The organism is Streptomyces sp. NPDC004031, assembly GCF_053604375.1.
In genome coordinates this window covers 86,675-99,480 of record NZ_JBSGHL010000019.1, presented here as the reverse complement: position 1 = coordinate 99,480, position 12,806 = coordinate 86,675, and the positions used below count along the sequence as shown (strand labels likewise).

Below are 12,806 nucleotides of genomic sequence, written 5' to 3'. Positions count from 1 at the left end.
CCGCCGTCCCCCCGGGGGAGGCGGCGGCTTCGCGGAACGGGGTGGGGCGGGGTCAGCCGGCGGCCGGGACGAACTGGGCCGTGTAGACGCCGTCGCGGACGGTGGTGATGTGCACGGCGCCGGTGAGGCCGTCGTACTCGCCGGTGCCGCCGGTGACGATGCCGTCGACCGAGGCCGGGGCCTGGCCGTCGCTGACCAGGCCGCCGACCTGGAAGCCGATCGCGCCGCTGCCGGAGATGCTGACCATGCCGGTGCAGTAGATGACGTCGCCGTCCTCACCCGTGACGTCGTTGCAGCTGAGCACCGCGCCGCCGATCGTGTTGCCGTCGGCGTCGAGCACGGCGCCGTGCTCGCCGAAGGACCCGTTGGCGGTGTTGCCGGCGGGCATGTCCTGGCTGAAGTCGAGGGTGACCGTCTGGGCGGCCTCCGCCGGGGTCACCGCAGAAGCGGCGGTCGCCAGGCAGGGGGCGGCGGCGAGGGCGAGAGCTGCCGCGGAGCCGGCGACGGCCCGCTTGAGCAGGACACTACGAAGCATACGTTCCTCCTTGGGGTGTTCCGGGCGGATTCGCCCGGTGCGCGCATAGCTGACCACACCGCCGGGAAGCGGCCCCGCCGCCGGTCGCGGCGCGGGACGAATTCCCCGGTTCGGCGGGCAAACCCGGCGCCGTTCAGTCGAATTCGCCGCACATCCGCAGTCATCCGATTACGCCGGACGTGCCACGGCGATTTCGCATGTACCCCTGGCACATGCTTATGCTCGATTTATCTTCGGCCCGGCCCCGCCACACGGCCGCGTTTCCCCTGGAGGATCGGCATTGAGTCCTGCGCGCCCATTGCATCGTCCCGGAGAATTCGGCGGTCGGGTTTTCGGATTGTCGGCCGCACTGCGGTGGGCCGCCTATCCGCTGCTCCTGCTCGCGGTGGTCTCGGCCGCCGCCGGATCCCTGGCCGAGCACTGGAACGACGGTGACGTCCTGGCGTTCGCGCAGGTCGTCGCCATCGGCTACCTGTGGACGCTGGAACGGCTCATCCCGTACCGGACCGACTGGCACCCCGGCGGGCGGGAAATCCGCTGCTACGGACTCTATTTCGTCCTGACGATGACCGGCGGCGCACTCGGCCAACTGCTGGCGGCCGCGATGGTGGCACGGCTGGCGACACCACGGCCGGTGCTGCCGCTGGGCGTCGAAATCCCGCTCGCGCTGCTCACCGGGTCGCTGGCGAAATACCTTTTCCACCGCTGGTCGCACCGCAACCGGTGGCTGTGGCGGCTGCACGGCGTCCACCACGCGCTGGACAAGGTGAACGTCACGAACAACGGCGTCAACCACCTGCTCGACGTTCTGCTGGGGCAGGTCGCCGTGCAACTGGCGCTCACCGCGGTCGGGTTCTCCCGGCAGTCCGTGCTGTGCGCGACGCTGTTCGTCCTCGCCCAGGGGTATTTCGTGCACGCCAACATCGACGTCCGCCTCGGCTGGCTGAACCATCTGTTCGCGAGCCCCGAACAGCACCGGCTGCACCACAGCACCGTGCTGGACGAGGCCGGGCACTTCGGTGCGGACCTCGCGATCTGGGACCACGCGTTCGGCAGCTTCACCTGGCGGCCCGGACGCGTCCCCACCGGGGTCGGCCTCCAGGACCCGGCCTCCTTCCCGCCCCCCGGCGACGTCCTCGCCAGCCTGCTGCACCCCTGGCGCCCGGCCGCCGCCAGGACCGGCCCCGGTCCCACCGCCTGACCGGGCCCCGCGCAGGCCCCTTCCCCCCGCCCCGCACCGCGCCGGGGCGCCATGACCGCACGGACAGGACCATGACGGACTCGCCCCACTCCCGCAGCCTTCCGCAGGACCGCGACGCCCACGGCACCCCGGAGCGCATCGCGATCATCGGCATCGGCTGCCGCTTCCCCGGCGGCGTCCGCGACCACCGCGGGTTCTGGCGTGCCCTCGTCGAGGGCCGGGACTGCGTCACACCGACCCCCGCCGACCGCTACGACACCGCCACCCTGGGCAGCCGCGACCCGGCCAAGCCCGGACGGCTGACCGGCGGGCGCGGCGGCTACATCGACGGGGTGGCCGAGTTCGACCCGGAGTTCTTCGGCATCAGCCCGCGCGAGGCCGCACACATGGACCCGCAGCAGCGCAAGCTGCTGGAGGTGGCGTGGGAGGCGCTGGAGGACGGCGGGCAGCGCCCCGCCCTGCTGGCGGGGCGCGAGGTCGGCGTCTACGTGGGGGCGTTCACGCTGGACTACAAGATCCTGCAGTTCGCCGACCTCGGCTTCGAGAGCCTGTCCGCGCACACCGCGACCGGCACGATGATGACGATGGTGTCGAACCGCGTCTCGCACTGCTTCGACTTCCGCGGCCCCAGCGTCTCCGTCGACACCGCGTGCAGTTCCTCGCTCGTCGCGCTGCACCTGGCCCGGCAGAGCCTGCTGCGCGGCGAGACCGACCTCGCGCTCGCGGGCGGCACGCTGCTGCACCTGGCGCCGCAGTACACGATCGCCGAGACCAAGGGCGGTTTCCTTTCCCCCGGCGGCCGTTCGCGCGCCTTCGACGCCGCGGCGGACGGCTATGTGCGCGCCGAGGGTGTCGGCGTCGTGGCGCTCAAGCGGCTCTCGGACGCGCTGCGCGACGGCGACCCGGTGCACGCCGTGGTCATCGGCAGCGGGGTGAACCAGGACGGCCGCACCGACGGCATCACCGTGCCCAACCCCGACGCCCAGACCACGCTCATCCGCCGGGTGTGCGCGGAGGCGGGCATCGCCCCGGGCGACCTGCAGTACGTGGAGGCGCACGGCACGTCCACGCCCGTCGGCGACCCGATCGAGGCCGCGGCGCTCGGGCGGGTGCTGGGCGAAGGGCGGGCGCCGGGCGCGCGGGCGTACGTCGGCTCGGTCAAGACCAACATCGGGCACACGGAGGCGGCCGCGGGCGTCGCCGGGCTCGTCAAGACCGTGCTGGCGCTCAAGCACCGCCGCATCCCGCCGCACATCAACCTGGAGCGGCCCACGCCCGCCGTCAACTGGGACGCGCTGCCCTTCGAGGTGCCGACCCGCGCCGTGGACTGGCCGGAGCACGAAGGCCCGGCGCGGGCGGGCGTCAACTCCTTCGGCTTCGGCGGCACGAACGCGCACGTGCTGCTGGAGGAGGCCCCGCAGCCCGCCCCGGCCGCGGCCCCCGCGCGCCTGCCCGCGTACACCGTGCTGCCGCTGAGCGCGCGCTCCCCCGAGCTGCTGGCGGAGCGGGCCGCGGCGATCCGCGCGGAGCTGAACGGGCCCTCCGGCGTGGCGCTTTGCGACCTCGGGCACACCCTCGCGGTGCGCCGCGAGCACCACGAGCACCGGCTCGCGGTCGTCCACGACCCGGCCTCGCGCGCGTCGCTGGACGAGGCGCTGGCGGCGTACGAGCACGGCGAACCGCACCCGCGGGCGGTCAGCGGGCGACGGCTCCCGCCCGGCGGGCGGCGGCTGGCGTGGGTCTTCACCGGGATGGGCCCGCAGTGGTGGGGCATGGGGCGCGGCCTGCTGGCCGCCGAGCCCGTCTACCGCGCGGCCGTCGAGGAGTGCGACGCCGAGATCCGCCGCCAGGCCGGGTGGTCGCTGCTGGAGGAGCTGGGGCGCGGCGAGGACACCTCGCGGATGGCGCAGACCTGGCTCGCGCAGGCCGCCAACTTCGCGGTGCAGGTGGGTCTTTCGGCGCTGTGGCGCAGCCGCGGGATCCGCCCGGACGCGGTCGTCGGGCACTCGACGGGCGAGATCGCCGCCTTCCACGAGGCCGGGGTGTACGACCTGGCGGACGCCGTCACGGTGGTGCTGCACCGCGGGCGGCTCCAGCAGCGCCTCGCGGACACGGGCACGATGCTCGCGGCGGGCCTGACCGAGGCGGAGGCGGCGCGCCGGGCCGGGCGGACCGGCGGACTGGTGTCGCTGGCCGCCGTCAACGGGCCCGGGGACGTCACCTTCTCCGGGGAGCGCGAGGCGCTCGGCCGCCTCGCGGCGGAGCTGGAGCGCGAGCAGGTCTTCGCGCGCTTCCTGCCCGTCGAAGTGCCCTACCACAGCGCGCAGATGGAGCCGATCCGCGACGAGCTGCTGGCGGCGCTGGCGGGCCTGGAGCCGCGTACGGCCCGGCTGCCGCTCTACCCGACCGCCACCGGGGGGCGCGCGGAGGGGCCGGAGCTGGACGCCTCCTACTGGTGGCGCAACGTCCGCGAACCCGTGCGTTTCCGCGCCGCCGTCGATCTGCTCGCGGACGACGGCCACGGGATCTTCCTGGAGGTCGGCCCGCACCCCGTGCTGGGCCACGCGATCCGCGAGTGCCTGGGCGACCGCGGGGCCGAGGGCCGGGTGCTGCCGTCGATCCGGCGGCGGGAGGACGAGCCGGAGGTGCTCACCCGCTCGCTCGCCGCCCTGCACACGCTGGGCGTCGAGCCGGACTGGGCGGCGCTGCACCCGGGCGGGCGGCCGGTGCCGCTGCCGGGCTACCCGTGGAAGCGGGACGTGTACTGGACCGAGCCCGCACCCGTGGCGCAGGTGCGGCTCGGCCGGGTGGACCACCCGCTGCTGGGCCGCCGCACGGCGAGCGCGCAGCCCGCGTGGGAGGCCCGCCTCGACGTCGAGCACCTGCCCTACCTCGCCGACCACCGCATCCAGGAGGCGGCGGTCTTCCCCGCCGCCGGGTATCTGGAGATGGCGACGCAGGCGGTACGGGCGCTGACCGGCTCGCCGCGCGCGGTGCTGGCCGACGTCGAACTGCCCCGGGCGCTGTTCCTGTCCGACGACCGGCCCTCCCTCGTCCAGCTGCACTTCGACCCGGAGACGGCCGCCTTCACGATCGCCTCGGCCGCGACCTCCGCCGAGCGCACGGTCCACGCGACCGGCACCGTCCGCGCGGCCCGCCCCCGTACCGCCGTGCCCGCCCCCGACGTGGAGGCGATCCGCGCGCGGGCCGGGCGGCGGCTGGACCGGGCGGCCTGCTACCGGGAGCTGGCCGCTCTCGGGTACGGCTACGGGCCCGCCTTCCAGCGGGTCGCGGAGGTGTGGATCGGGCCCGGCGAGGCGCTGGCCAGGATCGTGCCGGACGAGCGGCCCCCGGCGGACGCGGCCGCGAGCCACGCCCACCCCACGCTGCTGGACGCCTGCTTCCACGCGCTGCTCGCCCCGCAGCTCCTCGACGGCCCCCCGGCGGGCCCGGCCGCGAGCGGCATCCGGCTGCCGCTGTCGCTGCGCGAGGTGAGCCTCGACGCGCTCGGCGGCGCCCCGTTCTGGGCGCACGCGACCGTGACGGGCGAGGACGGCGGCGAACTCACCGGCGATCTGGTCCTCTTCGCCGACGACGGCGCCCCGCTCGGCCATGTCACCGGCTTCCGCGCCGCGGGCACGGAGCAGGCCGCGACCTCGGTGGGCCTGTCCTCCATCGACGGCTGGCTCGCCGAACCCGTCTGGCACGAGGCCCCGTTGACCGACGAGCCGTCCCCGGCGCACACCGGTCCCGTACCGCTGCCGCGCACCGCGGAGTCCCCCGCGCCGGGCAGCGCCGAACTGCCCGACCGGCTCGTGGTCTTCGCCGACGCGACCGGCCTCGGCGTCGAGATCGCCGACCGGGTACGGGAGAACGGCGGGCGCTGCCACCTCGTCCACCCGGGCGAGCGCTACCGGCACGGCACCGGCGGCTCCACCCTGCGGCCGGACTCCGCCGACGACCTCCGCCAGCTCTTCGCCGACCTCGACGACTCCTACCGCACCGTCGTGCACCTGTGGAATCTGGACCGGCCCGCCCTCGACACCGTCGCCCGCGCGGAGCTCGCGGTGTGCGCGACGCTCGGCGGCTACTCGCTCGTCGCCCTCGCCCAGGTGCTGCCCGAGGCGCGGCCCGCCGGGCGGCTGCACATCGTGACCCGCGGCGCCCAGGCCGTCCTGCCCGGCGAGGAGGTCGAGCCGCTGGGCGCCCCCGCGTGGGGCATCGGCCGAGTGCTGTGGCAGCAGGAACTCGTCGCCCAGCGCGGCACACTGCTCGACCTCGACCGCACCGTGGACCACCCGGCGGAGGCCACCGCGGTACTGCGGGAGATCACCGCGGGCGGCGCCGAGGAGATCGCGCTGCGCGGCGGCCGGCGGCTCGCCTGCGTGCTGGCCCGGCCCGCCGCGCTCACCCGGCCGCTGCCGCTGCGGCTGCGCGCGGACGGCAGCTACCTGGTCACGGGCGCGTTCGGGGCCCTCGGCATGCTGCTGTGCCGCACGCTGGTCCGGCGCGGCGCCCGCCGCCTGGTCCTCGCGGGCCGCACCCCCGTGCCCGCCCGCGAGGAGTGGGCCGGGCTCGACCCGAGCAGCCCCGCGGGCCGCCGGGCCGCCTTCCTGCGCGAGCTGGAGGCGCTGGGCGCGCACGCCGAGACGGCGCCCCTGGACGTCACGGACGAGGCGGCGCTCACCGCGTGGCTCGACGACCGGCGGCGCCGCCAACTGCCGCCCGTACGCGGGGTCTTCCACCTCGCCGGACAGGTGCGGGACGCGCTCGTCGGCGAGCTGGACCGGGACGTCTTCGACACCGCCTACGAACCGAAGGTCGCGGGCGCGTTCCTGCTGCACCGGCTGCTGCGCGACGAACCGCTCGACCACTTCGTCCTCTTCGCCTCCATCGCCTCGCTGCTCACCACCGCGGGCCAGGCCAACTACGCGGCGGGCAACGCCTTCCTGGACGCGCTGGCCCACCACCGGCACGCCCGGGGGCTGCCCGCGCTCAGCATCGACTGGGGCCCGTGGGCGACGGGCATGATCGAGGAGTTGGGCCTGGTCGAGCACTACCGCGCCGCGCGCGGCATGAGTTCGCTGCCGCCCGCCGCGGGGATGGCCGTGCTGGAGCGCGTCATCGGCCAGGACCGGCCACAGCTGCTGGTCGCCACCGTCGTCGACTGGCAGGTCTTCCAGTCCTGGTACGACGTGCCGCCCGCGCTGGTCGCGGGCCTGGTCGCCGCCGCGGCCGAGGAGGCGCCCGCCGCCGACCCGGGCGGCTTCCCCGCGGCCTTCCGGGCGGCCGGGGCGCGCGAGCGGCGCGAGCTGGTGGCCGCGCGCTTCACCGAGATCGTCGCCGGTGTGCTGCGCGTGAAGCCCGAACGCGTGGACCTCGCGGCCGGGCTGAACGCGCTCGGCCTGGACTCGCTGCTCGCGATGGAGCTGCGGGCCCGCTTCCAGGCCGAGCTGGGCGTCGCGCTCCCGGTGGTGGCGCTGCTCAGCGGCGACCCGGCGGGCGAGCTGGCCGAGCGGCTGCACGCGGGCCTGCGGGAGCTGGCCTGCGACGACGGGGCCGCGGCCGGGGCGGCGGTGGAGGTGCACACGGACCCCGCGCGCTACCCGCTCACGTACAACCAGAAGGCGCTGTGGTTCCTCAAGCACCTCGACCCGGACGCCTTCGCCTACAACATCGGCGGCGCGGTGGAGGTCACCGCGGCGCTGGACCCCGCGCTGATGTTCGCGGCCTTCGGGGTGCTGCTGGAGCGGCACCCGTGCCTGCGGGCCAACGTCACGCTCGACGGCGGCACCCCGGTGCAGGTGGTCTCGCCCGACGTCCGCGCCGACACCGCGCTGTTCGACGTCGAGGGCCGGTCGTGGGAGGACGTCCGGCAGCTCATCGTCGCCGAGTACCGCAAGCCGTACGACCTGGAGCGCGACCCGCTGGTGCGCTTCCGGCTCTTCCGCCGGGGGCCCGACCGCTGGGTGCTCATGAAGGCCGTGCACCACATCGTCTCCGACGCGATCTCCACCTTCACCTTCATCGAGGAGCTGTTCACGGCGTACGAGGCGCTGCGGCACGGGCGCCCGGTCCAGCTGCCCGCCCCCACGGGGCAGTACCTGGATTTCGTCAACCACCAGAACCGCTTCCTGGCCGGGCCCGAGGCCCGCGGGATGCTGGACTACTGGCGCGGCGCCCTGCCGTCCGCGATCCCGGTCCTGGCGCTGCCCACCGACCGGCCCCGGCCGCCGGTCATGACGCACAACGGCGCCTCCGAGTTCTTCCGGCTGGACGCCGGGCTGACCGCGGGCGTGCACGCGCTGGCCCGCGCGCACAACGCGACCCCGTTCATGGTGCTGCTGAGCGCCTACTACCTGCTGCTGCACCGCTGGTCGGGCCAGGACGACCTGATCGTGGGCAGCCCGGTGTCCGGGCGCACCCGCGAGGAGGACGCCTCGGTCTACGGCTACTTCGTCAACCCGCTGCCGCTGCACGTGAGCCTCGACGGCGACCCCACGGTGGCCGAACTGCTCGGCCGGGTGCGGGAGACGGTGCTCGGCGGCCTGGACAACCAGGAATACCCGTTCGTGCTGCTGGTGGAGGAACTGGGCCTCCAGCACGACCCGAGCCGCTCCGCGGTCTTCCAGGCGATGTTCATCCTGCTGACCCACAAGGTCGCCGCCGAGCGCTACGGCTACCGCCTGGAGTACATCGAACTCCCGGAGGAAGAAGGCCAGTTCGACGTCACGCTGTCGGCGTACGAGGACCGCACGGACGGCTGCTTCCACTGCGTGTTCAAGTACAACACCGACCTGTTCGACGCGGACACCGTGCGCCGCCTCGCCGACCACTACCGGGCGCTGCTCGCCGGGCTCACCGCCTCGGCCGCCGACCGGCCGGTGAGCGGTATCCCGATGCTGGGCGAGGACGAGAGCACGCGGATCCTCGACCGGTGGAGCGGCGCGGACCGCCCGGCGGGCGACGCGCCGCCGGTCACCGAGCTGTTCGCGAAGGCCGCCGCCGCGCACCCGCGTTCCGTCGCGGTCACCGCCCCCACCGGGTACGGTCCGGCGCGGCGGCTGACCTACCGCGAACTCGACCTGATGTCGGCCCGGATGGCCGGGCGGCTGGCCGAACTGGGCGTGGGGCCGGGCGCGGTGGTGGCGGTGTGCCTGGACAAGTCGCACGAGCTGGTCGCGAGCCTGCTCGCGGTGCTGCGGGCGGGCGCCGCCTACCTGCCGCTCGACCCGGACCACCCGGCCGAACGCCTCGCCGGCCTCGCCGCCGACGTCGGCGCCGCGCTGGTCGTCGCCGACAAGCCGGGGCGGTTCGCCGCCCGGGTCGTGACGCCCGAGGACCTGGCGTCGGGCACGGCTCCCGCGGCCGAAGCGGCGGTGGACCCGGCCGATACGGCCTACGTCATCCACACCTCGGGCTCCACCGGCCGCCCCAAGGCGGTACGGGTGAGCCACCGCAGCCTCGCCGCCGCGTACGCCGGGTGGCGCGACGCCTACCGGCTCACCGGCGGGGAGGTGCACCTGCAGATGGCCGGGGTGCCCTTCGACGTCTTCACCGGGGACCTGGTGCGGGCGCTGTGCTCGGGCGGCACACTCGTGCTCGCCGGGCGCGAACTGGTCCTCGACACCGCACGGCTGCACCGCACGATGCGCGAGGAGGGCGTGGACTGCGCCGAGTTCGTGCCCGCGGTGGCCCGCGGCCTGGTCGCCTACTGCGAACACGAGGGGCTGCGGCTGGACTTCATGCGGCTGCTGGTCGTCGGCTCGGACACCTGGAAGGCGGGCGAGCACCGGCGGCTGCGCGCGCTGTGCGGCCCGGACACCCGGCTGGTCAACTCCTACGGCCTGACCGAGACCACGATCGACAGCACCTATTTCGACGGCCCCGGCGACGGCCTGGAGCCCGGCCGCACCCTGCCGGTCGGGCGGCCCTTCCCCGGCAGCGAGGTCTACATCCTCGACCGGCACGGCCAGCCCGTCCCGCCCGGAGTCCCCGGCGAGCTGTGGATCGGCGGCAGCGGCGTCGCCGACGGCTACGTGGGCGACCCCGCGCGTACCGCCGAGCGCTTCACCACCCGTACGGTCGGCGGCGCCGCGCGGCGCCTGTACCGCACCGGCGACCTCGGCCGCTGGGACGCCTCCGGGGTGATCCACCTGCTGGGGCGGGCCGACAAGCAGGTCAAGCTGCGCGGCCACCGCATCGAGCCCGGCGAGATCGAGGCGCACCTGGTGGCCGTGCCCGAGGTCGCCCAGGCCTGCGCGGTGGTGCGCCCCGGCCCGGCGGGCGAGGACGTGCTGTGCGCCTACTGCGTCCCGGCGCAGGGTGCGGAGCCGGACCCGCGGGCGCTGCGCCGCCGCCTCGCCGAGCGGCTGCCGACCTACCTGGTGCCCGCGCACGTCACGCTGCTGCCCGCGCTGCCGCTCACCGCGAACGGCAAGGTCGACACCGCCGCCCTTCCCGCGCCCGCCCCGCATCCGGAGGCAGACCGGCACGACCCGCCGGTCACCCCGTACGAGGTGCGCACCGCCGAGCGCTGGAAGAGCGTGCTGGGCCTGGAACGGGTGGGCCTGGAGGACGACTTCTTCGAGCGGGGCGGCAGCTCGATCAAGCTCATCGAGCTGATCCACCACCTGCGGACCGACTTCGCGGTGAGCGTGCCCGTCGGGCTGCTCTTCCGCAGCAGCACGCTGCACGGCATGGCGCGTACCGTCGAGGACGTCGCCACCGGGCGGATCGCGGGCACCCTGCCGTACCTGGCCTTCAACGAGGGCGCGGACCCCACCGTCTTCTGCTTCCCGCCCGCGGGCGGCCACGGCCTGGTCTACCGGCACTTCGCCGAGCAACTGCCGCAGCACCGGGTCGTCGCCTTCAACCACATCCCCGGCGACGACAAACCCGCCCGCTACGCCGACCTCGTCCAGCAGCACGCGGACGGACGCCCGTTCACCCTCCTCGGCTACTCCCTCGGCGGCAACCTCGCCTTCGAGACGGCCAAGGAGCTGGAGCGGCGCGGCCTGCGCGTCGGCGCCGTCGTCATCCTCGACTCCTACCGCATCCCCGAGCCCTACACCGTCGGCCCCGAGCACCTGGCCTCCTTCGAGACGGAGCTGGCCGAGCACCTGCACCGGCACACCGGCTCGGCGATCGTGGCCCGCGAGACGATGGAACAGGCCCGGGACTACCTGGAGTTCTGCGCCCGCACCGCCAACCCGGGCACGGTCGCGGCGCCGCTGACCGTCATCGGCAGCCAGGACGCGCTGCCCGGTCACGCCCCCGGCCGCCCCCGCTCCTGGCACGGCGCCTCCACCGCCCGCACCGACGTCCTCCAGGGCTCCGGGCGGCACGCCGAGATGCTGGACGGCGAGCACCTGCGGCGCAACGCCGAACTCGCCCTCGCCGCCCTCGTACGGGGCGGTGACGGCCGTGGCTGAGCGCCCCCCGAAGGTCATCGTCGTCGGCGCCGGCATGGCCGGGCTCGCGGCGGGCTGCTACGCGCAGATGAGCGGCATGGACAGCCGCATCTTCGAAAAGCACGTGCTGCCCGGCGGCTGCTGCACCTCCTGGGCGCGGCAGGGCTACCTCTTCGACTACTGCATCGACTGGCTCATCGGCACCGCCCCGGGCAACGACGCCCACCAGGTGTGGCGCGAACTCGGCGCCCTGGACGGCAAGTCGGTCACCGACTTCGAGATCTTCAACCGGGTCGTCGACGAGAGCGGCCGCGAGGTCCGCTTCTACAACGACCCGGACCGGCTGGAAGCCCATCTGCTGGAGCTGTCCCCCGCCGACGCCAAGCACATCCGGCGCTTCTGCGCCGACCTGCGGCGCTTCACCACGATCGACCTCTACCCCTTCCTGACCCCGCCGCCGCTGCGCAGCGCGCGCGAGAAGCTGGAGCTGCTGCGGAAGGTGCTGCCCGCCTTCCGGCTGTTCTGGCGTACGGGCGCGACGCAGATGGACGCCTTCTGCGCCCGCCTCCAGGACCCGCTGCTGCGGCGGGCCTTCCCGTACGTCTTCTTCCAGGACCACGAGGTCTTCCCGCTGCTGCCGTACCTGTTCAACATGGCCGCCGCGCACCGCGGCAACTGCGGCTTCCCGCAGGGCGGTTCGCTGGGCCTGGCGCGGTCGGTGGAGAAGCGCTACCTGGGGCTCGGCGGGCGCGTCGACTACCGCTCGGCGGTGACACGCGTGCTGGTCGAGGGCGACCGGGCGGTGGGCGTGGAGCTCAAGAACGGCAGGCGGGAGTTCGCCGACCACGTCATCGCCGCGTGCGACGGCCGGACGGTGCTGCGCACCCTGCTGGAGGGGCGCTGGTCCAGCCCCGTCACCCGGGCCCTGTTCGACGAGGCCCTGCACCGCCCGGACACCCTCTACCCGGGCGTCGTCTCCGCCTTCGTCGGCCTCACCGGCGACCTGCCGCCCGGCACCCCGCACAGCACCACGTACCTGCTGTCGCCCGAGGACAGCGCGCGGCTGCCCGCCGTACGCCAGAACAGCCTGGTGGTGCAGGCCCGTTCGCAGTACGCCGACGGCTTCGCGCCGCCGGGCCGCTCGGTCGTGCACTGCACCTACTTCAGCGACTTCGGGTACTGGCAGGAGCTGCGTACCGCCGACCGCAAGCTCTACCGGGCGCGCAAGCGCGAAGTGGCGAACTTCCTGCGGGACTTCCTGGAGCGCACCCACCCGGGCACGGCCGGGCGCACCGAGATCGTCGATGTCGCCACGCCCGTGACGCTGCGCCGCTACACCGGCAACCACGAGGGCAGCATCCTGGCCTGGAAGTCCTTCACCGACACCGAGAAGCTCACCGACCGGCTCGTCGGCCGGGACCGGATGCGGCTGCCGGGCCTCGCGGGCTTCTCCATGACCGGCCAGTGGGTCGCGGGCGGCGGCCTCATCCGCGCCGCCTCCGCGGGCCGCTTCGCGATCCGCTACCTGTGCGACGAGCTGAAGCTGCCCTTCCACGCCTGGCCCAGCGACGACACCACACCCTGGCACCCGTCGCAGTGGGGCGAACTGCCCCAGCTCGACACGGAAGCCACCTACTCGGGAGCGGCCCGCGCATGA

The 12,806-nt window shown here is 74.7% G+C and carries 4 protein-coding genes; 3 read left to right on the top strand and 1 reads right to left on the bottom strand.

From position 1 onward, the window contains the following. Positions 1-52: 52 nt before the first annotated feature. Positions 53-535, bottom strand: a complete 483-nt coding sequence (locus tag ACWERV_RS15025) for a hypothetical protein (protein WP_452932926.1) — start codon at positions 533-535, stop codon at positions 53-55. A 337-nt stretch (positions 536-872) separates the two neighbouring features. On the opposite strand from ACWERV_RS15025, the gene ACWERV_RS15020 reads away from it, so the two are divergent. The 3 genes from ACWERV_RS15020 (at position 873) to ACWERV_RS15010 (ending at position 12,806) form a co-directional block, all read left to right on the top strand. Further along, positions 873-1,736 (top strand): sterol desaturase family protein, encoded by an 864-nt coding sequence (locus ACWERV_RS15020; RefSeq protein ID WP_452932924.1) that lies wholly within the window; start codon positions 873-875, stop codon positions 1,734-1,736. A gap of 71 nt (positions 1,737-1,807) precedes the next feature. Beyond that, on the top strand, positions 1,808-11,170 hold the full coding sequence (locus ACWERV_RS15015; protein WP_452932922.1) for a non-ribosomal peptide synthetase/type I polyketide synthase: 9,363 nt from the start codon (positions 1,808-1,810) through the stop codon (positions 11,168-11,170). Next, on the top strand, positions 11,163-12,806 hold the full coding sequence (locus ACWERV_RS15010; protein ID WP_452932920.1) for a phytoene desaturase family protein: 1,644 nt from the start codon (positions 11,163-11,165) through the stop codon (positions 12,804-12,806). The genes ACWERV_RS15015 and ACWERV_RS15010 overlap by 8 nt, the downstream gene beginning before the upstream one ends.

Bases quoted from the DNA above. Each gene is read 5' to 3' on its own strand.
- ACWERV_RS15025 (WP_452932926.1), bottom strand. From the start codon at position 535: ATGCTTCGTAGTGTCCTGCTCAAGCGGGCCGTCGCCGGCTCCGCGGCA.
- ACWERV_RS15015 (WP_452932922.1), top strand. From the start codon at position 1,808: ATGACGGACTCGCCCCACTCCCGCAGCCTTCCGCAGGACCGCGACGCC.